This is a genomic window from Pseudomonas sp. SDO5532_S415 (genome assembly GCF_054071155.1).
This window is the reverse complement of record NZ_JBSVWS010000016.1, coordinates 1-24,994: the sequence shown is the minus strand read 5'-3', so window position 1 is coordinate 24,994 and position 24,994 is coordinate 1. Positions and strand designations below refer to the sequence as shown.

General features: G+C 60.8%; 23 protein-coding genes. 12 read left to right on the top strand and 11 right to left on the bottom strand.

Annotated features, from left to right (window positions below):
- Positions 1-6 precede the first annotated feature (6 nt).
- A complete protein-coding gene (locus tag ACW9HW_RS07140) occupies positions 7-462 on the bottom strand; it encodes a MerR family transcriptional regulator (protein ID WP_095195262.1) in 456 nt (151 codons plus the stop codon).
- A gap of 121 nt (positions 463-583) precedes the next feature.
- Between ACW9HW_RS07140 and ACW9HW_RS07135 the strand changes: the two genes are divergently transcribed.
- Entirely contained in the window at positions 584-1,414 is an 831-nt protein-coding gene (locus tag ACW9HW_RS07135) for an alpha/beta fold hydrolase (protein ID WP_095195261.1), read from the top strand.
- A gap of 134 nt (positions 1,415-1,548) precedes the next feature.
- On the opposite strand, the gene ACW9HW_RS07130 is transcribed toward ACW9HW_RS07135, so the two are convergent.
- The 5 genes from ACW9HW_RS07130 to ACW9HW_RS07110 all read right to left on the bottom strand — a co-directional run bounded on the left by ACW9HW_RS07130 (position 1,549) and on the right by ACW9HW_RS07110 (position 7,521).
- Complete coding sequence (locus ACW9HW_RS07130) at positions 1,549-2,802, bottom strand: dihydrolipoyllysine-residue acetyltransferase (RefSeq protein ID WP_095195260.1); 1,254 nt, start codon at positions 2,800-2,802, stop codon at positions 1,549-1,551.
- 40 nt (positions 2,803-2,842) lie between these two features.
- Positions 2,843-5,542 (bottom strand): alpha-ketoglutarate dehydrogenase, encoded by a 2,700-nt coding sequence (mdeB, locus tag ACW9HW_RS07125; protein ID WP_457399125.1) that lies wholly within the window; start codon positions 5,540-5,542, stop codon positions 2,843-2,845.
- Positions 5,539-5,835, bottom strand: coding sequence for a hypothetical protein (locus ACW9HW_RS07120; protein ID WP_095195258.1), 297 nt, complete (start codon positions 5,833-5,835; stop codon positions 5,539-5,541). The genes mdeB and ACW9HW_RS07120 overlap by 4 nt, the downstream gene beginning before the upstream one ends.
- 59 nt (positions 5,836-5,894) lie before the next feature.
- Entirely contained in the window at positions 5,895-6,359 is a 465-nt protein-coding gene (locus tag ACW9HW_RS07115) for a transketolase (RefSeq protein WP_457399123.1), read from the bottom strand.
- A 145-nt stretch (positions 6,360-6,504) separates the two neighbouring features.
- Complete coding sequence (locus tag ACW9HW_RS07110) at positions 6,505-7,521, bottom strand: 1-aminocyclopropane-1-carboxylate deaminase (protein WP_095195256.1); 1,017 nt, start codon at positions 7,519-7,521, stop codon at positions 6,505-6,507.
- Positions 7,522-7,686: 165 nt separating this feature from the next.
- On the opposite strand from ACW9HW_RS07110, the gene ACW9HW_RS07105 reads away from it, so the two are divergent.
- On the top strand, positions 7,687-8,196 hold the full coding sequence (locus tag ACW9HW_RS07105; RefSeq protein WP_457399120.1) for an Lrp/AsnC family transcriptional regulator: 510 nt from the start codon (positions 7,687-7,689) through the stop codon (positions 8,194-8,196).
- A 3-nt stretch (positions 8,197-8,199) separates the two neighbouring features.
- Here the strand turns inward: ACW9HW_RS07105 and ACW9HW_RS07100 are convergent, their stop codons facing one another.
- Positions 8,200-9,639, bottom strand: a complete 1,440-nt coding sequence (locus ACW9HW_RS07100) for an HD domain-containing phosphohydrolase (RefSeq protein ID WP_457399117.1) — start codon at positions 9,637-9,639, stop codon at positions 8,200-8,202.
- A 113-nt stretch (positions 9,640-9,752) separates the two neighbouring features.
- Between ACW9HW_RS07100 and ACW9HW_RS07095 the strand changes: the two genes are divergently transcribed.
- The 3 genes from ACW9HW_RS07095 to ACW9HW_RS07085 all read left to right on the top strand — a co-directional run bounded on the left by ACW9HW_RS07095 (position 9,753) and on the right by ACW9HW_RS07085 (position 12,679).
- On the top strand, positions 9,753-10,514 hold the full coding sequence (locus ACW9HW_RS07095; protein ID WP_095195253.1) for an alpha/beta hydrolase: 762 nt from the start codon (positions 9,753-9,755) through the stop codon (positions 10,512-10,514).
- Positions 10,515-10,803: 289 nt separating this feature from the next.
- Positions 10,804-12,057 (top strand): patatin-like phospholipase family protein, encoded by a 1,254-nt coding sequence (locus ACW9HW_RS07090; protein ID WP_457399114.1) that lies wholly within the window; start codon positions 10,804-10,806, stop codon positions 12,055-12,057.
- A 202-nt stretch (positions 12,058-12,259) separates the two neighbouring features.
- Positions 12,260-12,679 carry an organic hydroperoxide resistance protein gene (locus ACW9HW_RS07085; protein WP_457399111.1) on the top strand — a complete coding sequence of 140 codons (420 nt, stop codon included), beginning with the start codon at positions 12,260-12,262 and terminating at the stop codon, positions 12,677-12,679.
- 655 nt (positions 12,680-13,334) lie between these two features.
- On the opposite strand, the gene ACW9HW_RS07080 is transcribed toward ACW9HW_RS07085, so the two are convergent.
- The gene (locus ACW9HW_RS07080; RefSeq protein WP_095195250.1) at positions 13,335-13,571 is read right to left on the bottom strand and encodes a hypothetical protein; all 237 of its coding nucleotides are present in this window, start codon (positions 13,569-13,571) and stop codon (positions 13,335-13,337) included.
- A 179-nt stretch (positions 13,572-13,750) separates the two neighbouring features.
- On the opposite strand from ACW9HW_RS07080, the gene ACW9HW_RS07075 reads away from it, so the two are divergent.
- The 6 genes from ACW9HW_RS07075 to yghX all read left to right on the top strand — a co-directional run bounded on the left by ACW9HW_RS07075 (position 13,751) and on the right by yghX (position 20,931).
- The gene (locus ACW9HW_RS07075) at positions 13,751-15,514 is read left to right on the top strand and encodes an L-lactate permease (RefSeq protein WP_457399110.1); all 1,764 of its coding nucleotides are present in this window, start codon (positions 13,751-13,753) and stop codon (positions 15,512-15,514) included.
- Positions 15,515-15,782: 268 nt separating this feature from the next.
- A complete protein-coding gene (gene glcD / locus ACW9HW_RS07070) occupies positions 15,783-17,282 on the top strand; it encodes a glycolate oxidase subunit GlcD (RefSeq protein ID WP_095195248.1) in 1,500 nt (499 codons plus the stop codon).
- A complete protein-coding gene (glcE, locus tag ACW9HW_RS07065; protein ID WP_457399108.1) occupies positions 17,282-18,346 on the top strand; it encodes a glycolate oxidase subunit GlcE in 1,065 nt (354 codons plus the stop codon). The genes glcD and glcE overlap by 1 nt, the downstream gene beginning before the upstream one ends.
- 3 nt (positions 18,347-18,349) lie before the next feature.
- Positions 18,350-19,567: a glycolate oxidase subunit GlcF gene (gene glcF / locus ACW9HW_RS07060; protein ID WP_457399106.1), complete on the top strand. Its 1,218-nt coding sequence runs from the start codon at positions 18,350-18,352 to the stop codon at positions 19,565-19,567.
- 19 nt (positions 19,568-19,586) lie between these two features.
- Positions 19,587-19,988: a heme-binding protein gene (locus tag ACW9HW_RS07055; RefSeq protein ID WP_095195245.1), complete on the top strand. Its 402-nt coding sequence runs from the start codon at positions 19,587-19,589 to the stop codon at positions 19,986-19,988.
- Positions 19,989-20,043: 55 nt separating this feature from the next.
- Complete coding sequence (gene yghX, locus ACW9HW_RS07050) at positions 20,044-20,931, top strand: YghX family hydrolase (protein ID WP_095195244.1); 888 nt, start codon at positions 20,044-20,046, stop codon at positions 20,929-20,931.
- A gap of 124 nt (positions 20,932-21,055) precedes the next feature.
- Here yghX and ACW9HW_RS07045 read toward each other — a convergent pair whose 3' ends face one another.
- The 3 genes from ACW9HW_RS07045 to ACW9HW_RS07035 form a co-directional block, all read right to left on the bottom strand.
- Positions 21,056-21,709, bottom strand: coding sequence for a peroxiredoxin (locus tag ACW9HW_RS07045; RefSeq protein ID WP_457399103.1), 654 nt, complete (start codon positions 21,707-21,709; stop codon positions 21,056-21,058).
- Between the two features lie 160 nt (positions 21,710-21,869).
- Positions 21,870-22,814 (bottom strand): aldo/keto reductase, encoded by a 945-nt coding sequence (locus tag ACW9HW_RS07040; RefSeq protein ID WP_457399101.1) that lies wholly within the window; start codon positions 22,812-22,814, stop codon positions 21,870-21,872.
- On the bottom strand, positions 22,811-24,088 hold the full coding sequence (locus tag ACW9HW_RS07035; RefSeq protein WP_457399100.1) for an NTP/NDP exchange transporter: 1,278 nt from the start codon (positions 24,086-24,088) through the stop codon (positions 22,811-22,813). Before ACW9HW_RS07035 ends, ACW9HW_RS07040 begins: the two co-directional genes overlap by 4 nt.
- A gap of 52 nt (positions 24,089-24,140) precedes the next feature.
- Here ACW9HW_RS07035 and ACW9HW_RS07030 point away from each other — a divergent pair, with 52 nt between their 5' ends.
- Positions 24,141-24,929: an alpha/beta hydrolase gene (locus tag ACW9HW_RS07030; protein ID WP_095195240.1), complete on the top strand. Its 789-nt coding sequence runs from the start codon at positions 24,141-24,143 to the stop codon at positions 24,927-24,929.
- Positions 24,930-24,994 lie beyond the last annotated feature (65 nt).

Below are 24,994 nucleotides of genomic sequence, written 5' to 3'. Positions count from 1 at the left end.
GACAGGTCACACTGGCTCGGACGACGCACTATCACGGCCACGTGGTACTGGCGCCACACCTTCCTCGCGCAGACGATGCAGCAACAACTGGGTGTTGTCCACGCACCCCATGCCTTCAGGCTTGCTTTCAACGCCCTCGATCACCAGAAGCAGTTGCGCCTTATTCTGGGCCAGCCGCTGCTGGAGGATTTCGATTTCCTCAACCTTGCGCTTGAGCCCACTGAGCAACTCTTCATGCTTCCAGCCGTTGGCATTCATTGGCAGTAACTGTCGGATTTCTTCCAATGAAAAACCCGCCGCCTGGGCGCCCGTGATGATCTCCAACACCCACTCTGTATCAGGTGCATAGTCCCGATACCCATTGGCCTTGCGCGCAACAGACTTGATCAGGCCGCTCGCTTCGTAAAAGCGGATACGTGAAGGCGCCAGTCCGCTGATTTTCGCCAGTTCGCCTATTCTCATATTCCACCCAAAAAAGCCGTTGACCTTAAAGTTGACTTTAAACCTAAAGTTATCGGGCAGCCAAGCGACGCAGGTTTAATGCTTTGGGTCATGGCCTCCCTACCCCACAGGAGATGCGAGCATGAGTTATGTCACTACGCAGGACGGTGTTGAGATCTTTTACAAAGACTGGGGGCCACGCGACGCCCAAGTGATCTTTTTTCATCACGGATGGCCGCTCAGCGCGGACGACTGGGATGCGCAAATGCTGTTTTTCCTGGCGAACGGCTACCGGGTGGTTGCACACGACCGACGTGGCCACGGGCGATCCAGTCAGGTCTGGGACGGGCACGACATGGATCACTATGCGGATGACGTCGCGGCCGTGGTCAACCATCTTGGCGTGCAGGGTGCCGTCCATGTGGGCCACTCCACCGGCGGCGGTGAAGTCATCCATTACATTGCGCGCCACGGCGAAGACCGCGTGTCGAAGGCGGTGATAATCAGCGCCGTGCCACCGCTGATGGTCCAGACCCCAGGCAATCCGGGCGGCTTGCCAAAGTCGGTTTTCGATGACTTGCAGGCACAGCTGAAGGCCAACCGTGCACAGTTCTACCATGACGTCCCGACGGGGCCTTTCTACGGTTATAACCGCCCTGGTGCAAAACCGTCCGAGGGCATCATCTTGAATTGGTGGCGCCAGGGCATGATGGGCTGTGCAAAGGCTCATTACGACGGGATCGTGGCCTTTTCCCAAACCGACTTTACCGACGATCTGAAGAGCATCACGATCCCCGTGCTGGTGATGCATGGTGATGATGATCAGATCGTGCCTTATGAAAACTCCGGGCTCTTGTCGGCCAAACTCTTGCAAAACAGCACGTTGAAAACCTACCCGGGCTACCCACACGGAATGCCCACAACCAACGCCGATACCATCAACGCCGATTTGCTCGCTTTCCTGCGAGGTTAGGCAACAAGGGGGCAGGTAAAGTCCTGCCCCCGCTTTCTGCGAAGTCACTCAATCGACGCGTTTCAGGCTCGGCTAAATGCCCAAACGCTGTGCTGACAGAATGCTCGCTTTTGGCCAAAGCAGCCCGCCCCCGGCTACAAAACCAACCGCCGATAATCCGCCAGAACCGCCGTCAAATAGGCATTGAACCGCCCCGCTGCCGCACCATCGATGACGCGGTGATCCCAGCTCAGGCTCAAGGGCAGGATGTTACGCGCAACCACTTCGCCCCTATCCAGTGCCAGTCTTTCGACACTTTTACCGACGCCCAGTATGGCCACTTCCGGTGCATTGATGATCGGTGTGAAGTACGTCCCGCCAATACCGCCCAACGATGAAATCGAGAAGCACCCGCCACTCATCTCGGCAACGTTCAACTTGCCCGCCCGGGCCTTGGCCGCCAGTTCCGACATTTCCCGGGCAATCGCCAGGACGCCTTTTTGATCGACATCCCGGATCACTGGAACCACCAGGCCTTGGGGCGTGTCGGCGGCGAAGCCGATGTGGACGTAACCTTTGAGGATCAGGTCGTCGCCGTCGAGGCTGGCATTGAATTCGGGAAACTGCTTGAGCGCCGCCGCGCAGGCTTTCATCAGCAACGCCAGCAACGTCACTTTCACCCCGAGCCGGGCGTTGTCTTTGTTCACTTGCTGGCGGAATTGTTCGAGCTGCGTGATATCGGCGTCGTCGTGGTTGGTGACGTGAGGAATCATCACCCAATTGCGATGCAGGTTGGCTCCGCTGATTTTCCTGATCCGCGACAGCGGCCTGCTTTCCACCGGCCCGTACTTGGCAAAATCCACCGCCGGCCACGGCAGACAATCACCCAGGGGTGAAACCGTGGGAGGCACCGCCTTCAGCGCACCTTTGACATGAGCCGCGACGTCATCCTTGGTGATGCGCTGACGCCGCCCTGTGCCTTGAACGCTTTGCAGGGAAACCCCCAGTTCTCGAGAAAACTTGCGCACCGAAGGCGACGCCAGGGGCAAGTCCGGTCTTGAGGCAATGGGATGCACTGAAGCGACAGGCGCAGGCTGTGGGTGAATCACAACGGGCTGGGCAACTGGCGGTGGCTGAACCGACGCTTGCACCGGCGGCGACGCTGGCTGATCAACTTCGATACGGGCAATCGGCGAGCCTTCACTGACTTTGTCGTCCAGCTTGACCGCCAATGACTGCAACACACCCCCGTGGGTCGAAGGAATTTCCATCGACGCCTTGTCGGTCTCGACGATGATCAGGGGCTGCCCTTCGACCACCGCATCGCCGGCCCTGACCAGGATTTCTATGACACCCACATCCCTGGCATCGCCGATGTCGGGCAGACGAATTTCATGCACATTCTTCATAAACACTCTCTGAAAATTCGATTCGGTCCGAAGCCCGGCGTCAGGCTTCCCAGGGCGCCACGCCGTCAACCTCGATGGCATATCGGGCAATGGCCTCGGCACAGACACCGGCATCGAGTCGCCCCTCGTTAACCAGGGCCGTCAGCGCGCTCAAGACGATCTGATGGCGATCCACTTCAAAGAACGTGCGCAGCCGGTTGCGGGTATCGCTGCGGCCGAAACCGTCAGTGCCGAGCACCGTGTAACGGGCATCGAGATAACTGGCGATCAGCTGGGGCAAGGCGCGCACGTAGTCGGTGCAGGCAATGATCGGGGCCGGGTCGTTGAGCGACGCCTGAAGATGGCTGAGCCGTGCCGGTTGGCCTGGATGAAGGCGGTTCCAGCGCTCGACCTCCCGGGCGTCGCGCGCCAGCTCGGTGAAGCTGGTGACACTCCACACCTGGCTGTCGATGTTCCAGTCGCTGGCCAGCAATTCGGCGGCGGCGATGACTTCGCGCAGGATGGCGCCCGAACCCAGCAACTGCACGCGGCCACGGGCATCCTCGAATTCATGCCGGGCAAACAGGTACATGCCCTTGATGATCGCCTGTTCGACACCTTCAGGCAGGTTGGGCTGCGGGTAGTTTTCGTTCATCAGGGTGACGTAGTAGAACTCGTCCACCTGACGCTCCAGCATCTGGCGCATGCCGTGGTCCAGAATCACCGCGAATTCGCCGGCGAAGGCAGGGTCGTAGGCGCGGCAATTGGGGACCATCGACGCCATCAGGTGACTGTTGCCGTCCTGGTGTTGCAGGCCTTCGCCACCCAGCGTCGTGCGCCCTGCGGTGGCGCCGAGCAGGAAGCCGCGGGCCCGTTGATCCGCTGCCGCCCAGATCAGGTCGCCGATGCGCTGGAAGCCGAACATCGAGTAGTAGATGTAGAACGGCAACATCGGCAGGCCATGCACCGAGTAACTGGTCGCGGCGGCCACCCAGGAACTGATCGCCCCCGCCTCGCTGATGCCCTCCTCCAGAATCTGGCCGTCCAGGGCTTCCCGATAACTCAGGATCGAGCCGATGTCTTCCGGCTCATAGCGCTGGCCGACGCTGGAGTAGATGCCGATCTGCTTGAACAGGCTGGCCATGCCGAAAGTGCGTGCTTCGTCCGCCACGATCGGCACGATGCGCGGCCCCAGCTGTTTGTCCCGCAGCAAGCCGCTGAGCATCCGCACGAAGGCCATGGTGGTGGACATTTCCTTGCCTTCAGCGGCAATGGCAAAGGCGCCGTAGCTGTCGATGCCGGGCACGGCCAGCGGTTCGCAAGCGGTGGGCCGTGCAGGCATGTACCCACCCAATGCCCGGCGACGCTCATGCAGATAGCGCATTTCGGCACTGTCTGCGTCGGGTTTGAAGAAACTCAAGTCGGCGGCCTGCTCATCGGTCAACGGCAGGTTGAATCGGTTGCGGAACGCGATCAACGCATCCTTGTCGAGTTTCTTTTGCTGGTGCACGGTCATCCGGCCCTGGCCCGCATCCCCCATGCCGAAGCCCTTCTTCGTCTGCGCCAGGATGACCGTGGGTTTGCGGCCTTCGAGCAGTGCGCTCTGATAGGCGGCGAAGATCTTCACCACGTCGTGACCACCGCGCTTGAGGCGGTCGATCTGCTCGTCGGTCAGGCCTTGCGCCAGGTGCGCCAATGCCTCGTTCTGGCCGAAGAACTGTTCGCGGTTGAAGCGCCCGTCCTTCGCCGCGAACGTCTGGAACTGCCCATCGACGGTGCTCGACAACGCCTTGACCAGCGCGCCATCGGCATCCCGCGCAAACAAGCCGTCCCAATCGGAACCCCAGACCAGTTTGATCACGTTCCAGCCGGCCCCGCCGAACAGGGCCTCCAGCTCGTCGATGATCCGGCCGTTACCACGCACCGGCCCGTCCAGCCGTTGCAGGTTGCAGTTGACCACCCACACCAGATTGTCCAGGCCTTCCCGCGCGGCCAGGGTCAGCGCCGACATGCTTTCCGGCTCGTCCATTTCACCGTCGCCGAACACGCCCCATACGGTCCTGCCCGTTGTGTCCTGCAGGCCCCGGTGCTCCAGATAACGCATGAAGCGCGCCTGGTAGATGGAGCTGATCGGACCGATGCCCATGGACCCGGTCGGAAACTGCCAGAAGTCCGGCATCAACCAGGGGTGCGGGTAACTCGACAAGCCCCGTGCGCCGTTCGAGCGCGCACCGATTTCCTGGCGGTAGTGCTGCAGGTCCCGCTCGTCGAGGCGTCCTTCGAGGAACGCCCGGGCATACACGCCCGGCGCCGAGTGCGGCTGATAGAACACCAGGTCACCGCCACTGTTTTCGGTGCGAGCCTTGAAGAAATGGTTGAAGCCCACTTCGAACAGATCCGCGGCGCTGGCATAACTGGCGATGTGTCCGCCCAATTCGCCATAGGCGTGATTGGCCCTGGCCACCATGGCCAAGGCATTCCAGCGCATGATCGAGGCCAGACGTTCCTCGATGGCCAGGTCCCCTGGAAACACGGGCTGGTGCTCGACACTGATGGTGTTGACGTAAGGCGTGCCGTGGCTGGGCCGCCAGCCGATGTCGGAACGGCTCGCCACGGTCACCAGCATGTCGAGGATCTGCCTGGCCTGGGCCGTGCCGCCATGGGCGATGACGGACAGCAAGGCCTCGCGCCATTCGGCGATTTCCTGGAGATCGTCGGCTGACTGACCCGGCAATTGGGCATGAATATCGGACGGGTTCATGGGCAACTCCTGCACAGGTCGGGAAGCGCTTCAAGAGGGGGCGGCGGGCTTGTACGGGCCAGGCTTTTGACTTGATCTACCGCATCGATGAGCCCTTCAACACGCTTGTCAGGCCCGGCGTTCGCCGTATCGACGTGCATCAGCGCGATGTTGTCGAAACAGCTGAAACCATGATGCATCAGGTCAATATGATCGCTATCGAGTCCCGACACGATGACCACGATGCGCGTGCCACTGGAAGGCTCGCGCATCCACTTCAGGGATTGATGACGACAGTCGGCAGTTTGGCTCATAGGCGTTGCCTTTGTTGTTTGAATGATTGAGTCGGCCGTTGAACGGGTGATGACTTTCGTTAAGTGAAGCAGCGCTCCTGCAATACGCTTTTGGCCAGCGTCCGGGTGACCGATAGAATGGCCTCCACCTGTTGATCCATCGCCGTGTCGGATGACGCTGCTTTTCCTGGTTCGAAGACACGCAGCTTGTGGCCGCAGACCGATCCCAGCCAGGTAAGGCCAGGTAGCGGGCTGACTTCGACATCCAGCAAAAAACTCTCCTTGGACACGCAACGCAGCAGTTGGCTGGCATCGCACGTGGCGTTCGGGTTCGACTCCGTGGCGCCGGACCCGGCGTGCAGCCAGTCGAGCATCAATTCCCCGGGGTGCTTGATGACCAGATAGGCCACCTGGTCCCAGTCATCGATGGCCACATGCAGCTTGTCGATCATGTATTTGGGCAGCGCGGCGCTGGTCACGATGACGACTCCGGCATCCACCGAAGGTTCTTTGACCCAGACTGCGGCCTGCGAAATTGCGTGCATGGTGGAACTCCCCGTAATGACCACAATCCCTGTGGGAGCGAGCCTGCTCGCGAAAGCGGTGTGTCAGGTAACACTATGTCCACCGACCCTCCCTCTTCGCGAGCAGGCTCGCTCCCACAGGTCTACCTCCTTGCGACTGGTTTTCTCAGCCGTTACGAAACAGGAAGCTGTAGGCGTTCAGCGCCGGTACTCCGCCCAGGTGGGCGTAAAGCACTTTGGAGCCGTCCGGGAATTCGCCACGACGCACCATTTCAATCATCCCGTGCATCGACTTGCCCTCGTACACCGGATCCGTCAGCACCCCTTCAAGGCGTCCGCACAGTCGAATCGCTTCCAGTGTTCCTTCGTTGGGCAAGCCATATTCCGGATAGGCGAAGCGCGTATCGAGCACCACGTCCTCTTCGGTGATTTCACGCCCTAGCTCCACCAGCTCGGCGGTGTGCCGGGCGATGCGCAGGATTTGTGCCTTGGTCTGTTCCGGCTTGGCCGACGCGTCGACACCGATCACGTTTTTCGAGCGACCGTCCGCCGCGAAACCGACGACCATCCCGGCCTGGGTACTGCCGGTCACCGAGCAGACGACGATGTAGTCGAATTTGAAACCCAGTTCCTTCTCCTGTTGCCGCACTTCCTCGGCGAAACCGACGAACCCGAGGCCGCCATAGGGATGCTCGGAACAGCCCGCCGGAATCGGAAACGGCTTGCCGCCCCGCTCCCGCACATCGCTCATGGCCTTCTCCCAGCTGGGCCGAATGCCGATGTCGAAGCCAGCTGCGTCAAGCCGCACGTCCGCGCCCATGATCCGCGACATCTCGATGTTGCCGACACGGTCGTACACGGCGTCGGAATAATTCACCCAGTTTTCCTGCACCAGCACGCACTTCATGCCCAGGTGGGCGGCGACCGCAGCCACCTGGCGGGTCTGGTTCGACTGGATACCGCCGATGGACACCAGGGTGTCGCAGCCTTGATCGATGGCTTCGGGAATCAGGTATTCGAGCTTGCGCGTTTTGTTCCCGCCAAAGGCCAGGCCACTGTTGCAGTCTTCACGTTTGGCATACAGCTGCACCTTGCCGCCCAGGTGTTCGCTGAGGCGTTTCAAGGGGGTGATGGGGGATGGACCGAAGGTCAACGGATAACGTTTAAAACGATTCAGGTTCATGGCGCCAATCCTTAAAGAGTGAGATATCCAAGCGCTTTCACGGCGGCTTCGATGAATCAATCTTAAGAAAAAACCTGAAAATATGTGTTGCAAGTTCAGGCCATTAATAGAAGCATTATTTTCGCAGAACACATTCAAATAACTCTTTATTGCGCGTAAACAATCATGAACGCAACAAACAACCATAAGAAATCAAACGACAAAGCCGTGGAGCCTGCACCGCTTGACCGCATCGACCGGGCCATCCTCAAGGCGCTGCAACGCGACGCGTCGATCTCCAATGTGGCACTGGCGGAAAAGGTGAAGTTGAGTCCACCGGCTTGTCTGCGGCGCGTCGAGCGGCTCAAGCAGGCAGGCTTGATCAGGGGCATTGTCGCCCTGCTTGACCCCGAAGCGCTGGATGCGGGAATGGTGGTGTTGATCGGCGTGGTGCTGGACCGCTCCACGCCGGAATCGTTTGCCGCCTTCGAGGCCGCCGCGCAAAAAGTCTCCGGCTGCATGGAGTGCCATGTGGTGACCGGCGAATTCGACTACTTCATGTTGCTGCGGACCAAGGACAGCCAGAGCTTCAACCGGCTGCATGCGGAGCAGTTGCTGTACCTGCCGGGCGTCCGGCAGATCCGCTCATTCATGGGGCTGCGCCAGGTGCTGTCGACGCCGCAAATCCCCCTATGAGGCTCAGATCAGACCCAGCGTCAGCGCCTTGAGCGTCGCGGCCGCGCGGGTGGTGCATTGCAGTTTTCGGAACACGCTCTCGACATGGGTGCGCACCGTGCTCGGGCTGATGCCGAGCTGGCGCGCCACCTCTTTGTTGCTGCCGCCCAGGCTGATGCGCCGCAGGATTTCCGTCTCGCGCTCGGACAGCGGGCCACCGTTCGCTTTGCCGGGCGCAACGCTCGTCTCGCCACGGGCGGCGGCGATGACCGCCTGACACGCGCGCGTATCGAAACGCCCCTGCGTCGCCTCGTCGAGCAACAACTGCTGCGCCGCTTGCGCACTGAAAGCCGGGCGCCATGGCCGATCGGAGCACAGCGCCTGCCAGGCCAAGGCGGCCGCCAGCAGGCAATGTTCGGTGTGCAAGGTTTCGCCGCTCAAGCCGCGAAAATAGCCGCTGCCGTCGAGGCGTTCGTAAGCGTGGGCAGCCAGTTGCCCCGGCACCGTCAGTTCGGCCACCTGACTGCTGGCGCGCAACGTCCAGTAAGGCACAAGCCGCACTTGTTCAAGATCGCCTTCAAGCAGCGTGCCCGGTGTGTTCCAGATCCGGTTGGGCACTGCGGCCCGGCCGATGCCGTGGATCAGCGCCGCCTGGCCCAACGCGTCGACCGATGGCTGCGCCAGCCCCGACAGCCGGGCGGCTTCCCGCACCAGCTCCGACGATCGCCGCGAGTATCCCGCCAGCCATGGCAACTTGAGATCGATGACATCGCCGACCAGGGTCAGCGACACCGTCCCGCCAGGCTCCGGCGAAATAGCGGGAGGCACTTGTGGCGTGCGCAGCTGCTGCAACCAGTCTTCGGCATAACGCGAAAGCTCGCTGGCCAGGGAAGCCGGATAGCGACGATCGCCCTGGGTCGCGATCCACTCCAACGCAGCCTCCAGACCGTGGACCCGGGACAGGATTTCCAGATCACCGGCCAGCAGCACCTGATACACCACCTCCGGCACCTCGGGGTGTCGCAGGCCAAGGGGCTTGCCTTCGCCATCGTATTGTTCGAATACATGGCGCAACCCGTGTTCGGCCGCGGCATTCAAGCCCAGCGTGCGGGCGATGTCGCCAGACACTTCGCAATGGATTTGCGCCAGGGGCGTGGACTTGCGCATCGCCCGTTGCCCGGCAGCGTTGAGGGTCTGACTGAGCATCGCGTTGCGCCCGCCCACATCATCGCCCAGCAGACGCGTGAAGCCCTCGGCGTTGGCGGTACACCCCGACCAGCGCAGCAGCGCCACCTGCCGCGCCACCTCCTGATGATCGCCGGCGCCATTGCACGTTTGCGCCAACCACCCGGCCAGGCGCGCCGTGCGACGTGACTGGTCGAAAGGCTGCCCCATGCTCAGGTCGCCCACCATGGACAACGCGAGAATGGCGCCTTCCAGCTCAATACAGTCACGGTCCGACATGGTGCTCTCCCTACCATCGCTGAAAATTTATCGCTCGCCTCGGATAAACGACCGATACCTGAACATCCGGGTATTGCTGAAACTGGACCTCACCAACCACAGGAGTTCTGATCATGTTCAAACCCAAGACGCTTGCCCTCGCCCTCGCCATGACCGCTTCGCTGTTTACCGTCGCCAGCCATGCCGCCACCACGCAACCCTCGGTGGTCATCGTCCACGGCGCCTTCGCCGACGGGTCCGACTGGGCCAAGGTCGTTCCGTTGCTGCAAGCCGAAGGCATCAAGGTCACCGTGGTGCAGAACCCGTTGACCTCGCTGGCTGACGACGTGGCGGCGACCCAGCGCGTCTTGAACAATCAGGACAACAACGTGGTGCTGGTCGGGCACTCCTGGGGCGGTACGGTAATCAGTCAGGCGGGAACCGACAAGAAGGTTCGTGGCCTGGTGTACGTCGCCGCGTTTGCACCGGATGCGGGCCAGGCCAGCAAGGACCTGGGCAAGGACTACCCCGCCCCGTCGGGGGTGAAGGACATTGCCGCCGACAAGAACGGCTTTCTCTACATGACGCCACAGGGCATGGCGACAGGATTTGCCCAGGATCTCCCTGCCGAGCAGACCGCCATCATGGCCGCCACCCAGGGACCGATCCGCGCGTCGGCCTTTGACGACAAAACCAGCGTCGCGGCCTGGAAAGGCAAACCGTCGTGGTACGTCGTAGCGCGGGAAGATCACATGATCCAACCCGACCTGCAGCGTGCATTCGCGAAGAAAATCGGCGCGCAAGTGACCGAACTTGAAACCAGTCACGTGCCCCAGCAATCGCGCCCCTCGGACGTGGCCAAGGTCATCATCCAGGCGGTGCACAAGGCGCAATAACGCCACAAACGAAAAGACGCACGGCGAGCGCGCGTGCGTCTTCGGGATCTCAACAGGCTGTACATAAGCGGCTTGATGTCCGGCTGATAACAACTACAGCCCTGGTACGATGGCACTTTCTACTACTTCAAAATATAGCCGCAATAAAAAACAAGTCGGCTACTCCAAATCAGCCTAACTGTCACTTAACTATCCAATCAATCCTCCTTGCACTAAAAAAATTGAAGACTAGATTGCAACTCACTGACGCTGCACAGTTACTTCAACCCTCTCGTACATTGAGGTCAACATGAATCTCAACGACTTCAAAAACAATGAAGATCTACTGAAAATCCTGAGAAACGCAAAGACAGCCTGTAAAGGCAAGGAGTTCAGCGACATTGTCGATGCGCAAGGAAATCAGTATGTCGACCTGGTGATGGAAGGCGGGGGAATGCTCGGCATAGCCTTGGTGGGATACACCTATGTGCTGGAGCAATTGGGAATACGGTTTTTGGGCGTAGGCGGCACTTCGGCAGGCTCGATCAATGCCCTGTTAGTGGCTGCTCTGGCTGAACCGGGGCAACCAAAAGGCGAGAAGTTGCTAATGGAGTTGGCGAACAAGAACTTCTTCGACTTCGTGGACGGTGACGCCGACGCCCGGGACTTGATCGAGAGTTGGGTAAATGGCGCGGGTCATTTCAAGCTTGCCTTCAAGGCGGCGCAGGTCATCGATAACCTGCAAAGTAATCTGGGATTGAATCCAGGTAATGCCTTCACTGAATGGCTGAGTCAACTCCTGAAAAGAGAGGGCATTGTCGACCTGGCCGGTTTAAGGAAACGGATGCAAACCGTGCCTGACGGGTTACGACTCAGGTCCAACGAAGGCTTCGAAAAACCTGCCAAGGATTTTTTCCGCCTCGCAATCATCGCCGCGGACGTCACAACAGAAACCAAAGTCGAGTTCCCTCGCATGGCAGAACTCTATTGGAAGGACGTAGATAAGATTAATCCTGCGCTGTTCGCCAGGGCCTCGATGTCGATCCCTTACTTTTTCCATCCCATGAAAGTTACTCGCATTCCCAAGGGGCCAGAGGCAGAAAAACGCTGGGACACTTTAGCCAGTTACCGCATTGTGGAAGAAGGCCGGCTTCCGAGTGAGGCTCTTTTCATTGACGGCGGCATCATGTCGAACTTCCCGATTGATGTATTTCACAACACTAAAAAAATACCCAGTGCTCCGACCTTTGGCGTCAAACTCGAAATGGACAAACGCCTGAGAGTCATTGACGGCCCTTTGGATCTATTCGCTACCATTTTCAATGCGGCGCGGCATACGCTCGACTTTGACTTCATTCACCGCAACCCGGACTACAACAAACTGGTGACCTGGATTCCTGCGCAAGGCTTCAACTGGCTCGACTTCAATATGTCAGATCAAAACAAAATAAAACTTTTTCTCGAAGGTGCCCACTGCGCGGCCGAATTCCTGAAAAGTTTTGACTGGGCCGGCTACAAGGCCCTGCGCAAATTCACTACTGAGGAAGCCAAAGCGGGTGCTTGAACGCTGGGTGGCGTTCTGGAGTCAGGTGATTTGTATCGCTGTGTATGTTTGCCCGCCGAAGCTACACAGCGATACACAACCGCCGGTTCAAGACACACACGGCGTACATGAGGGTGAAAGAGTGCGCGGGTTGCCCTTCAGGTGTTCTTCGATCAATCGAGCGACATCCAGGCCTCAACACCGAAATCCTTCAGGAGCCCCCATGATCAATCAAATCGAAACCGTGCTGTACACCGGCAAGACCGTCACCACCGGCGGCCGCCAAGGTGAGTCCCGCAGCGACGATGGCCGTCTGAACGTCAAGCTTTCCCCGATAGGCTCTTCCGACAGCGGCACCAACCCGGAACAACTGCTCGGTGCCGGCTGGTCGGCGTGTTTCATCGGTGCCATGGGCAAGGCCGCGGCGGCGTTGAAGGTGAGCTTGCCGGCTGACGCCAGCGTCGCCACCGAAATCGACCTGGGCAAGACCGACACCGCATTTTTTCTCCAGGCGCGCCTGAATGTCAGCCTGCCGGGCGTGGACCCTGTGCTGGCCCGCACCCTGGTGGACACCGCGCACCAGACCTGCCCGTACTCCAAGGCGACCCGTGGCAACATCGATGTGACGATCAACCTGGTTTAACACCTTCCTGTAGGAGCGAGCTCTGCTCGCGATGGACGTTAACGATGACGCGTTCAATCTGGATTAACGCGGTGCATTCAAGTTCATCGCGAGCAGGCTCGCTCCCACAAAAAAGCAATAAGCCGCATCCAATTTCCGACAGGCATTAAAAAGCCCGCACAAGGCGGGCTCTGGGAGGTTTTAGTAGGTGGCCAGTGCTGGTCTCTGGCTTACGAGGTTTATCAGGACTCTCACAGGTACAGCAATGCGCTGTCCTGCTTCACACGGCATAAGGGCTGGATCTCAGCGCGGAGATCTTTCTAACCGTGTACCCTTCGGAGCGCGCCCCACGCGTCCTCGCTATCCGCTTGCGCATCAGTCTGCGTTTTCACCTACAAGTTCAAGATTAGCAAAGCCCTCGAAGTGAGCAACGGCATTTTTAGACCGTTTTGATTTTGTGGCAAACGCCACAGGACAGAAAAATGCTATCGGCGAAATTTGCAGTCGTTGATCGTCGTAGCGGCCTTTATCGCGCGTGCCAGCGGCTACAGATCAGCAATCTGACAACACCTGCGCCTGTAGGAGCGAAGCTTGCTCGCGAAGGCGTCCTCGAAAACGCCAAACGCTTCGCGGGCAAGCCTCGCTCCTACAGTTCGGTGAAGATTCAAAACCTGCCTCACAACGTCCGCTGGCTATTGCCAATCCCCTTGGCAATATCAATCCCCCAATCCATCGCCGCTTCCATGTCCAGCATATGGGGCTTGGGATCGTGGTTCTCATCGATGACCGAGCCGTCGGGCCAGTAGACACCGATGAACATGCCCAACGAACCGTCTTTCAATATCTCGGCCTTGACCCTGATGCTGCATCCGTTCGACAGTGTCTCCTTGTGTTCCAGATGTCGCTCAGTCATTGCGGTTTTCCTCCCCTTGCTGGATTCAGACCCTATTGGCAATGCTAGCTCAGCCCCTGAAATGCGCTGATTCCCGGTACTGGAGCCTGAACCTGACAGCGGCGTAATGCCACCTATACTACAAGCCACCTCCCCCCCCAGGGGTCTGCATTTCCAACAATAAGAAGCAGAGGTGGAACATGGTCTGGCAGCAAATCTACGATCCGTTCAACAACCCGCTCATCTCTACCTTGATGGCCGCTATCCCCGTGGTGGTGATGCTCGCCGCCCTGGCGTTCTTCCATGTCAAGGCGCATCTGGCGGCACTGCTCGCCCTGGCCTCGGCGCTGGTGATCGCCATCTTCGCCTTCGGCATGCCCGCCAACATGGCCGGTTCCGCGGCGCTGTACGGTGCGGCCAACGGTCTGTTGCCGATCGGCTGGATTGTGTTGAACATCATCTTTCTGCACCGACTGACCACCGAGAACGGCTCGTTCAAAGTGCTGCAGGACTCCCTGGCACGCATCACCGACGACCGCCGTTTGCAGCTGCTGTTGATCGCCTTCTGCTTCGGCGCCTTTTTCGAGGGCGCCGCCGGCTTCGGTACACCGGTGGCGGTGACCGGGGCGATTCTGATCGGCTTGGGCTTTTCACCACTGGCCGCCTCGGGCCTGGCACTGATCGCCAATACCGCGCCGGTGGCGTTCGGCGCATTAGGTACGCCGATCATCACCCTGGCCAAGGTCACCGGGCTGGATGAAATGGAACTGTCGATGATGGTTGGCCGGCAACTGCCGTTCTTCTCGGTGATCGTGCCGTTCTGGTTGATCTGGGCTTTCGCCGGTTGGCGCAAGATGGTGGAAATCTGGCCGGCGATCATCGTCACCGGGGTCAGTTTCGCCATCCCGCAGTTCATCGTGTCCAACTATCACGGGCCGATGCTGGTGGACGTGATCGCCGCGCTGATTTCCATGGCCTGCCTGACCGGCTTCCTCAAGGTCTGGAAACCGGCCACCGTGCACACCTCCGCCGCGTTGTCCGGGCGAGTAGACGATTCCAAGATTGCCGAAGAACATGATGAGCAACCCGTTGCCAGCGCAGCCTTTGCCAACGAGGCAAAGCCCGCGGTCATGCGCGCGTGGATGCCCTGGATCATCCTCACCGTCTTCGTGTTTGCCTGGGGCACCCAGAGCTTCAAGAACATGTTCGACACCCGCCCGGCGATCGATCCGGTCACCCATTCGGCCAAGCTTGATCCCCAGGGCAAACCGCTGCGCGAACCCAACCCGATCTTCGCCCCGACCGTGACCTTCACCACCATTCACCAACAAATCGAGAAGGTTCCGCCGGTAGTGCCTGCTGTGAAAACGGAGGAAGCAATCTACAAATTCACCTGGTTCACCAGCACCGGCACCGGCATCCTGCTGTCGGCCATCCTCGGCGGCTTGCTGATGGGCTATTCCATACCGCAATTGATCCACCAATACCTTCGAACGATCTGGGTCGTGCGCTACTCCTTGATCACCATTGTTGCGATGCTTGCCCTCGGCTTCCTCACACGCTACTCGGGGCTGGACGCGACCATGGGCCTGGCGTTTGCCGCGACGGGGATTTTCTACCCGATGTTCGGCACCCTGCTCGGCTGGCTCGGCGTGGCCCTGACCGGCTCGGACACGGCCTCCAACGTGTTGTTCGGCGGGCTGCAGAAAGTCACCGCCGAGCAATTGGGACTCAGCCCGGTGTTGATGGCCGCCGCCAACAGCTCCGGCGGGGTCATGGGCAAGATGGTCGACGCCCAATCCATCGTGGTCGCCTCCACCGCCACCCGCTGGTACGGGCACGAAGGGGAAATCCTGCGTTATGTGTTCTTCCACTCGATCATTCTGGCGATCCTTGTCGGCGGCCTGGTGACGTTGCAGGCTTATGTGTCGCCGTTCAGCCTTATGGTGGTGGGTGGGCATTGAGTCGATAGGTCCGGGGACCCCGGACTGTTGAACTGTGGGAGCGAGCCGGCTCGCGAAGGCGGTGTGTCAGGCACTGGGATGCTTGATGTTCCACCCCATTCGCGAGCAGGCTCGCTCCCACAGTTGTATGGTGGTTGCCTTGCGCATCCGCAGTTCCAAGCGAAACTTATTGAGTAGAAAGCCTCTTCGCGCACACAAACAAGGCATGGACAGCCACTGGTTTGCGGAAACAGACCTCACATAACGACAAAACGAGTGTCGATCGCCGATGAACATTCTTTACGATGAACGCGTTGACGGCGCCCTGCCTGACGTCGACAAAAGCGCGCTATTGCAAGCCCTGCAAATGCGGATGCCCGAGCTGGAAATCCTGCATCAGCAGGAAGAACTCAAGCCGTACGAATGCGACGGTCTCTCGGCCTACCGCACCACACCGATGCTGGTGGTGCTGCCACGCGACATCGCGCAGGTTCAGGGCGTACTCCGGCTCTGCCATGAAATGCAGGTGCCGGTGGTTGCCCGGGGGGCCGGCACCGGTTTGTCCGGCGGCGCCTTGCCCCTGGAAAAAGGCGTGCTGCTGGTGATGGCGCGCTTCAACCAGATTCTGCACATCGACCCCGCTGCCCGCACGGCGCGGGTCCAGCCGGGGGTGCGCAATCTGGCGATTTCCCAGGCCGCCGCGCAGTACGGTCTCTACTACGCGCCGGACCCATCGTCGCAAATCGCCTGCTCCATCGGCGGCAACGTCGCCGAAAACGCAGGTGGCGTGCACTGCCTGAAGTACGGTCTGACCGTGCACAACGTACTCAAGGTCGACATCCTCACTGTCGACGGCGAATACCTGAGCCTGGGTTCGAACGCCCTCGACTCGCCGGGCCTGGACCTGCTCGCGCTGTTCACCGGTTCCGAAGGCATGCTCGGGGTGATCACCGAGGTGACGGTCAAACTGCTGCCTAAACCACAGTCCGCCAAGGTGCTGCTGGCGGCGTTCGATTCCGTGGAAAAGGCCGGACGCGCCGTCGGCGACATCATTGCCGCCGGCATCATCCCGGGCGGCCTTGAGATGATGGACAACCTGGCCATCCGCGCCGCCGAGGACTTTATCCACGCCGGTTATCCGGTCGACGCCGAGGCTATTCTGCTCTGTGAGCTCGATGGCGTCGAAGCCGATGTTCGCGATGATTGCGAGCGTGTGCGCCAGGTGCTCGAGCAGGCCGGCGCCACCGAAGTGCGCCTGGCCAAGGACGAGGCCGAGCGCGTGCGTTTCTGGGCCGGACGCAAGAACGCCTTTCCGGCGGTGGGCCGCTTGTCGCCGGACTATTACTGCATGGATGGCACCATCCCCCGGCGCGAGTTGCCCGGTGTTCTGAAAGCCATCGCCGAACTGTCGGCCGAATACGGCCTGCGGGTGGCCAACGTGTTCCACGCCGGTGACGGCAACATGCATCCGCTGATTCTGTTCGATGCCAATACGCCAGGGGAGCTTGAGCGCGCCGAAAACCTGGGCGGCAAAATACTGGAGTTGTGTGTGAAGGTCGGCGGCAGCATCACCGGGGAACACGGCGTGGGCCGCGAGAAGATCAATCAGATGTGCGCGCAGTTCAACAGCGATGAGCTGACGCTGTTCCACGGGGTCAAGGCGGCGTTTGATCCGAGCGGTCTGCTCAACCCCGGCAAGAACATTCCGACCCTGCACCGCTGCGCCGAATTCGGCGCAATGCACATTCATGCCGGGCAACTGCCCTTCCCTGACCTGGAGCGTTTCTGATGTACGGTACAGGTGGCAACGATGACAGCAACGCACTGCTGGAGCAGATCAATCAGGCGCTGGAAAACGCCACGCCATTGCGCATACAAGGCTCCAACAGCAAGGCATTCCTCGGACGCATCGGTGCTGGCGAGATACTCGACACCCGTTCCCACCGGGGCATCGTCAGCTATGACCCGACCGAGCTGGTGATGACCGCGCGCTGCGGCACGCCACTGGCGCAACTGATGCAAGTGCTGGATGCCGCGCACCAGATGCTGCCCTGCGAACCGCCTTCTTTCGGTGACGGCGCCACCGTCGGCGGCATGATTGCCTGCGGCCTGTCGGGGCCAAGGCGCCCCTGGTCGGGTTCGGTCAGGGATTTCGTTCTGGGCACACGGGTGATCACAGGCCTCGGCAAGCATCTGCGTTTCGGCGGCGAGGTGATGAAAAACGTCGCCGGCTATGACTTGTCGCGGTTGATGGCCGGCAGTTACGGCACCCTGGGCCTGATCACGGAAGTCTCGCTCAAAGTCCTGCCCAAGCCCCGGCGAACCTTGAGCATCAGCCTGGAAATGAACAGCGAGCGCGCCCTGTTGAATCTCGCGCAATGGGGCCAGCAACCCTTGCCGATCAGTGCCGCGTGCCATGACGGTGAGCGCCTGCATCTGCGGCTCGAGGGTGGCGAAGGCTCGGTGACGGCGGCCCATGACCGCTTGGGTGGCGAGTTGCTGGCGGCGTCTTATTGGGCGGATCTCAACGAACAGCGCTTGAGCTTCTTCGATGAAGACCAGCCACTGTGGCGTCTATCGTTGCCCAACAACACGCCAAAACTGTCCCTCCCCGGCCGGCAACTGATCGACTGGGGCGGCGCCCAGCGCTGGCTGAAGTCCGACGCCCAAGCGTCCTTCATTCGCAAAGTCGTCGAAGAAGTCGGCGGACATGTGACCTGCTACAGCCATGGCCTGATCGACAGCCCGTTCCAGCCATTGCCCCCTGCCCTGATGCGCTACCACCAGAGTCTGAAGCAGCAACTCGATCCCCGGGGTATTTTCAACCCCGGTCGCCTGTACGCGGAGCTTTGAATCATGCAGACCACCTTGAGCGAAAAAGCCCGCCGACTGCCCCGCGCCGAAGAGGCCGACAGCATCCTGCGCACTTGCGTGCACTGCGGCTTCTGCAACGCCACCTGCCCGACCTATCAATTGCTCGGTGATGAGCTGGATGGCCCGCGCGGACGCATTTACCTGATCAAACAGGTGCTCGAAGGCAACGAGGTCACGCAAAAGACCCAACAACACCTGGACCGCTGCCTGTCGTGTCGAAACTGCGAAACCACCTGCCCGTCGGGTGTCGATTACCACAACCTGCTGGACATCGGCCGTGCGGTGGTCGATGCGGCGGTGCCACGTCCGATCGGCCAGCGTTTGTTGCGTGAGGGGTTGCGCACGGTCGTGCCGCATCCGGATCTGTTCAAAAGCCTGGTCAACAGCGGCCAGGTGTTCCGAGCGCTGCTGCCCGACGCCCTGCAAAGCAAACTGCCGCGCAGTGCGACGCCGAGTAAACCACGCCCCACCACACGCCATGCGCGCCAGGTCTTGATGCTCGAAGGTTGCGTACAACCGGGCCTGTCGCCCAATACCAACGCCGCTGCCGCCAGGGTGCTGGATCGACTCGGCATCAGCGTCACCCCGAACCGCGAGGCCGGTTGCTGCGGCGCCGTGGATTATCACCTGGACGCCCAGGCGGCCGGTCTTGACCGTGCCCGCCACAACATCGACGCGTGGTGGCCAAGCATTGAACAAGGTGCCGAGGCCATCGTGCAGACCGCCAGCGGTTGCGGCGCGTTTATCAAGGACTATGGCCATTTACTCGAACGCGATCCGGCCTATGCCGACAAGGCCAAGCGGGTCAGTGCGTTGGCCAGGGACCTGGTCGAGGTGTTGCGTAACGAGCCGCTCGAAAAGCTCGGCATCCACAGCGCACAGCGCCTGGCCTTTCATTGCCCCTGCACCCTGCAGCACGCGCAAAAACTCGGTGGCGCCGTTGAAGCGGTACTCGAACGCCTTGGCTTCAACCTGACCTTCGTGCCCGACGGCCACCTGTGCTGCGGCTCGGCGGGCACCTATTCGCTGACCCAGCCGGAACTGTCCCGGCAACTGCGCGACAACAAGATGAATGCGCTGGAAAGCGGCTACCCTGAGGTCATTGTCACGGCCAACATCGGCTGTCAGTCCCACCTCGACGGCGCAGGCCGCACGCCGGTGAGGCACTGGATCGAAGTGATCGAGGCCGCCTTGCCGTAACCGAACCCTGGAGATGCTCATGAAAAGCAAAGCCGTGTTGAGCCAGACCGAAATCGGCCAGATCCTCGCTGCGGCGCGGACCGAAGCGCAAACCAACCAATGGCCGGTGACCATCGTGGTCGTCGATGACGGCGGCCATCCCCTGGCCCTCGAACGCCTCGACGGCGCCGCGCCCATCAGCGCCTACATCGCGACCGAAAAGGCACGGACTTCCGCCCTGGGCCGCCGCGAATCCAAGGGCTATGAAGACATGGTCAATGGTGGACGCACGGCCTTTTTGTCGGCTCCGTTGCTGACTTCGCTGGAAGGCGGCGTGCCGATCATCGTCGATGGCCAGGTGATCGGCGCGGTCGGGGTGTCCGGGGTCAAGGCCGAGCAGGATGCGCAGGTGGCGAAAGCCGGGGCGCAGTGCCTGAAATAAACACAAATTCCCTGTGGGATCGCGTTCAACCAGTCGAAGAAGAGGAAGCGCACAGATGCCCCGTCTCACTGCGAAAGACTTTGCCCCCCAATTGCTGGAACTCTACGACTATTACGCCCATGGCCTGATCAACCGGCGCGAGTTTCTCGACCGGGCGGCGCTGTTCACTTTTGGCGGATTGACGGCCAGTGCGCTGCTGGCGTCCCTGAGCCCGAACTACGCCCTGGCCGAGCAGGTCGAGTTCACCGACCCGGACATCATCGCCGAGTACATCACCTACCCTTCCCCCAAGGGTCACGGACAGGTTCGCGGCTACCTCGTGCGCCCGGCCAAGGCCAGCGGCAAGGTCCCGTCGGTGGTGGTCGTGCATGAAAACCGTGGCCTGAACCCTTACATCGAGGATGTCGCCCGGCGACTGGCCAAGGCCGGTTTCATCGCCCTGGCCCCCGACGGGCTGAGCTCGGTCGGGGGTTATCCCGGCAACGATGAGAAGGGCAAGGAACTGCAGGCCAAAATCGATCCGGAAAAGCTCATGAACGACTTTTTCGCCGCCGTGGAATGGCTGATGAAACACGACGCCGGCAGCGGCAAGGTCGGCATTACCGGGTTCTGCTACGGCGGTGGTGTCACCAATGCGGCGGCGGTGGCCTATCCGGAGTTGGGTGCCGCGGTGTCGTTTTATGGCCGCCAGCCGGAGGCCAAGGATGTCCCGCGGATCAAGGCACCGGTGATGCTGCATTACGGTGAACTGGATACGCGGATCAACGAAGGCTGGCCCGCTTATGAGCAGGCGTTGAAGGCCGGGGGCAAGACGTACGAAGCGCATATCTACCCGGGCGCCAACCACGGCTTTCACAATGACTCCACACCGCGTTATGACGAGGCGGCAGCGAAACTGGCGTGGGAACGGACGTTGGGGTGGTTTAGAAAATATCTGGTGTGACTGAAGGGCCTCTTCGCGAGCAGGCTCGCTCCCACAGTGGATCTTCAGTGGACGCTGAATGTGTGTCCGACAAAGACCACCTGTGGGAGAGAGCCTGCTCGCGAAGGCGATTTATAGTTGACGGTTATTTCGGCTGTGCCACCGTCCGCAAGTAAGGCTTGAGGGTCTTGAAGCCATCCGGGTATTTCTTCTTCGCATCCTCGTCGGACACCGACGTCGGGATGATCACATCTTCCCCCGGACGCCAGTTCACCGGGGTCGCCACGGTGTGCTTGGCATTGAGTTGCAACGAATCGAGCAACCGCAGCACTTCATCGAAATTGCGCCCGGTGCTCATCGGGTAGATCAGCATCGCCTTGATCTTCTTGTCCGGCCCGACAAGGAACACCGAACGCACCGTGGCGTTGTCCACGGCCGTGCGCGAACCGCCGCTGGCATTGGGGTGAATCATGTCGTAGAGCTTGGCCACCACCAGGTTTTCGTCGCCGATCAGCGGATAGTTGACGGCATTGCCCTGGGTCTCCTCGATGTCACCGACCCACTTGTTATGGTCGCTGACCGGGTCGATGCTCAGGCCGAGGATCTTGGTGTTGCGCTTGTCGAACTCAGGCTTGAGCTTGGCCAGGTAACCCAGCTCGGTGGTGCAGACAGGGGTAAAGTCCTTCGGATGGGAAAACAGAATGGCCCACTTGTCGCCGATCCACTCGTGAAAGTTGATCTTGCCTTCGGTGGTTTCAGCGGTGAAATCCGGTGCTTCGTCGCCAATACGGATTGCCATGATTGATCTCCTTGCAGTAATGGTCATTGGGGAGTCGAGCCAGTCAACGCGGACAGTATAGGAGAGCTTTTGTGAAGTCCTGATGAGATCCTCAAACCCATGAGAACCCTGTGGCGAGGGAGTTTACTCCCTCGCCACAGGAATTCATTTTGCTCCAGTCCTACTCCACCAGCGCAATCAACTGATGACGCTGGGCATCGGTGAGCATCGGACCGAAGCCCGCGCCGGCGTTTTCCGTCATGTAGCGCGGGTTGCCGGTGCCGGGGATGACGCAAGTCACCGCCGAATGCGACAGGATGAATTTGAGTGCCAGCTGCGGCCAGCTCTTGACCCCGACTTGTGCGGCCCAACCGGGTAGCGGTTTGCCTTGCAAGCGGCCGATCAGCCCGCCGCCGCCGAACGGTCGGTTGCAGATCACTGCCACGCCCCGCTCGCGGCACAGCGGCAGGAGGCGCTTCTCGACGCCGCGATCGTCCAGGGCATAGTTGATTTGCAGGAAGTCCAGCGGCTCGGCCCTGAGCACCGCTTCCACTTCTTCATAAGCCGACGAGGTGTAATGGGTGATGCCGATGTAGCGGATGCGCCCTTGTTCCTTCCATCGCCGCAAGGTCGGCAGATGGGTTTGCCAGTCCAGCAGATTGTGGATCTGCATCAGGTCGATGCGGTCGGTCTGCAACAGCTTGAACGACTGCTCCATCTGCGCGATGCCTTCCTCGCGGCCCTGGGTCCACACCTTGGTCGCCAGAAACGCCGGCGAGCGCGGTTCGTGGATCGACAGCAATTCGCCCGTGTTCTCTTCCGCGCGACCGTACATCGGCGAGCTGTCGATCACCGTCCCGCCCTTCTCGAACAACGCACGCAGCACCCCGGGCAATTGCCGGTAGGCCTGATCCTGGGGCGAGACATCAAACCCGCGATAGGTGCCCAACCCTACGATGGGCAGTGGTTCGTTGCTGGAAGGAATGGCGCGGGTCTGCATGGTTTTGCCTCCTGTTCCCGTCGACAGCACGGTTTGCGCAACCGCCGGACCGAGCGTGAAGACCGCCGAAACACCGGCAGCCAGCGTGAGTAGTTTCCTGCGGGTGAAACCATCCGCATGGCTCATGACATGTCCCTCTCCCGTGGTGCAGGTTCGGCGCGTCGTGCCTGCTGCCTGGCCAGCCACAGGCACAACCAGCCCCACAACCCGGCCAATGGCACGATCGCCACCGCCACCAGACCGAACCCCGTGCCCAGCGCCGTCAAACCGGCGGACAACCAGCCACTGGCGGCATCACCACCACGATAGACCAGGGTCTCGATCACATTCTTGGCCTTGTACTTCTCCTCGCGGCTCACCACCGTCCACAACACCTCCCGCGCCGGGCGCACGATGGCGAACTCCACCGCGCGGCGCAGGCCCTGGGCCAGCGCCACGGTGGTCGGCACCGGTGCCAGCGCCATGGCGGTGAATGCCACGATCGTCGCCATCGGCAGGGCGACCAACGCTCCGCCAATGCCCACCAGGCGGATCAACGGCGCCGTCAGCAGCAGCTGGAACGTCAAGGTCAGCGCCGACACGATCAGATCGACGACGGCGAAGAATTGCGTCCTGCTGCCAGTATCAGCGTAGCTGCCAGCGACAATCCGTCCCTGCTCGAAATACAAGAAGGTCGCCGCACTGGTGTGCAGCAGCATGAACAGCACCAGCCCCAGCAGGTAGGGAGAGCGCAGAATCAGGGTGATACCGGCGAGCATGCTGCCGCCCATGCGCCGTTCGTCGATTAGCCGATTGCCGGACTGTGACTGCGTGCGCGACAGCAGTGCCCGATAGCAGCGTACGGCGATTTCCAGCAACAGCGCCGCCGCGACGGTCAGAGCCATCGGCCCCAGACGAGTGGCCATGGTCGCCGCCAGCAACGGCCCGACAAACGTGCCGAGGGTGCCGCCCGCCGCGATGCATCCGAACAGTCGCCGCCCTTGCTCGCTGGAAAAGCGGTCGACCAGCACGCTCCAGAAAATCGAGACGATGAACAGGTTGTAGATGCTGATCCAGACAAAAAACACCCGACCAACCATGACCGGTGCGACGTGGTTGGCGATCAGCCCGCCAAATACCAGCATCGACACAGCGATCACCCGGTAGATCAGCGGCACGAACCGCGTGGCCGGCAGGCGCGACGCCAGCGCGCCGAACACGGGCACCATCAGTAACATGACCACGAAAGTGGCGGTGAACAGCCACTGCAACTTGTCGGCGCCGCCTTCGAGCCCCAGGGCATCGCGCAACGGTCGCACCAAGTAATAGCTGGCGAGCACGCAGAAATGGAAGGCGAACCCCAGCCACAGGGCCGATCGTTCGGATGGCCGTACGTTGAGCCATTGAGGAATATCGGGCATCGGTCCCCTCCTTTACCGCCAGCTACACTCTGACAGCACCCCGGAGCCGTCAATGCCGCCCACTAACGTTAGCCGAATGTCCCGGACCCTGATGTTACTCGTCGTCATCCTCGCAGCGTTGTACCTGGCGCTTTGCGCTGCGCTGTTCGTGTTTCAGCGCGCGCTCATCTACTACCCGCAACCCCGCGCCGTCGACTCAGCCGCGACGCTGCTTACATTGCCCGTCGACGACGCGCAGATACTGGTTTCGGTCAGGCCGCACGTGGGTCCAAAAGCGCTGATTTACTTCGGTGGCAACGCCGAGGACGTCTCGCGCAGCCTGCCGCCATTCGCCCAGGCCTTTCCTGAGCATGCCCTGTATTTCATGCATTACCGGGGCTACGGCGGCAGCAGCGGCTCGCCCTCCGAAGAAGCCATTGCCCGCGACGCCATGGCCTTGTTCGACAAGGTCTACGCCGACCACCCGCAGATTGCCGTGGTCGGGCGCAGCCTGGGTTCGGGCGTGGCCATTCGCCTGGCCGGTTCTCGCCCGGCGACGAAGTTGCTATTGATCACGCCTTACAACAGCCTGGAGGAGCTCGCTGTCCGCCAGTTCCGCTGGTTTCCGGTGCAGTGGCTGCTGCAGGATAAATTCGAGTCCTGGCGCTATGCCGAACACATCACGATACCGACACGGCTGATCGCTGCCGAGCATGACGAAGTGATTCCCGCTGCCAGTACCCGGCGGCTCTTCAGCCATTTTCCTGAGGGCATAGCGACGCTGCAGGTGATTGCGGGCACCGGGCACAATTCCATCAGCGACAGCCCTGAATACCTCAGATTGCTGGGAGATGGATTGTAGGGTGAAAGGAAAACACGGACCTGTGGGAGCTGGCTTGCCAGCGATAGCGATCTCGAGGTCGCCAT

Bases quoted from the DNA above. Each gene is read 5' to 3' on its own strand.
- ACW9HW_RS07140 (WP_095195262.1), bottom strand. From the start codon at position 462: ATGAGAATAGGCGAACTGGCGAAAATCAGCGGACTGGCGCCTTCACGT.
- ACW9HW_RS07045 (WP_457399103.1), bottom strand. From the start codon at position 21,709: ATGGCAATCCGTATTGGCGACGAAGCACCGGATTTCACCGCTGAAACC.
- ACW9HW_RS07135 (WP_095195261.1), top strand. From the start codon at position 584: ATGAGTTATGTCACTACGCAGGACGGTGTTGAGATCTTTTACAAAGAC.
- ACW9HW_RS07055 (WP_095195245.1), top strand. From the start codon at position 19,587: ATGAAAAGCAAAGCCGTGTTGAGCCAGACCGAAATCGGCCAGATCCTC.
- ACW9HW_RS07080 (WP_095195250.1), bottom strand. From the start codon at position 13,571: ATGACTGAGCGACATCTGGAACACAAGGAGACACTGTCGAACGGATGC.
- ACW9HW_RS07105 (WP_457399120.1), top strand. From the start codon at position 7,687: ATGAACGCAACAAACAACCATAAGAAATCAAACGACAAAGCCGTGGAG.
- ACW9HW_RS07120 (WP_095195258.1), bottom strand. From the start codon at position 5,835: ATGAGCCAAACTGCCGACTGTCGTCATCAATCCCTGAAGTGGATGCGC.
- ACW9HW_RS07115 (WP_457399123.1), bottom strand. From the start codon at position 6,359: ATGCACGCAATTTCGCAGGCCGCAGTCTGGGTCAAAGAACCTTCGGTG.
- ACW9HW_RS07085 (WP_457399111.1), top strand. From the start codon at position 12,260: ATGATCAATCAAATCGAAACCGTGCTGTACACCGGCAAGACCGTCACC.
- ACW9HW_RS07030 (WP_095195240.1), top strand. From the start codon at position 24,141: ATGCCGCCCACTAACGTTAGCCGAATGTCCCGGACCCTGATGTTACTC.
- glcD (WP_095195248.1), top strand. From the start codon at position 15,783: ATGAACATTCTTTACGATGAACGCGTTGACGGCGCCCTGCCTGACGTC.
- ACW9HW_RS07040 (WP_457399101.1), bottom strand. From the start codon at position 22,814: ATGAGCCATGCGGATGGTTTCACCCGCAGGAAACTACTCACGCTGGCT.
- ACW9HW_RS07110 (WP_095195256.1), bottom strand. From the start codon at position 7,521: ATGAACCTGAATCGTTTTAAACGTTATCCGTTGACCTTCGGTCCATCC.
- ACW9HW_RS07100 (WP_457399117.1), bottom strand. From the start codon at position 9,639: ATGTCGGACCGTGACTGTATTGAGCTGGAAGGCGCCATTCTCGCGTTG.
- ACW9HW_RS07090 (WP_457399114.1), top strand. From the start codon at position 10,804: ATGAATCTCAACGACTTCAAAAACAATGAAGATCTACTGAAAATCCTG.
- glcF (WP_457399106.1), top strand. From the start codon at position 18,350: ATGCAGACCACCTTGAGCGAAAAAGCCCGCCGACTGCCCCGCGCCGAA.
- mdeB (WP_457399125.1), bottom strand. From the start codon at position 5,542: ATGAACCCGTCCGATATTCATGCCCAATTGCCGGGTCAGTCAGCCGAC.
- yghX (WP_095195244.1), top strand. From the start codon at position 20,044: ATGCCCCGTCTCACTGCGAAAGACTTTGCCCCCCAATTGCTGGAACTC.
- ACW9HW_RS07075 (WP_457399110.1), top strand. From the start codon at position 13,751: ATGGTCTGGCAGCAAATCTACGATCCGTTCAACAACCCGCTCATCTCT.
- ACW9HW_RS07095 (WP_095195253.1), top strand. From the start codon at position 9,753: ATGTTCAAACCCAAGACGCTTGCCCTCGCCCTCGCCATGACCGCTTCG.
- glcE (WP_457399108.1), top strand. From the start codon at position 17,282: ATGTACGGTACAGGTGGCAACGATGACAGCAACGCACTGCTGGAGCAG.
- ACW9HW_RS07130 (WP_095195260.1), bottom strand. From the start codon at position 2,802: ATGAAGAATGTGCATGAAATTCGTCTGCCCGACATCGGCGATGCCAGG.
- ACW9HW_RS07035 (WP_457399100.1), bottom strand. From the start codon at position 24,088: ATGCCCGATATTCCTCAATGGCTCAACGTACGGCCATCCGAACGATCG.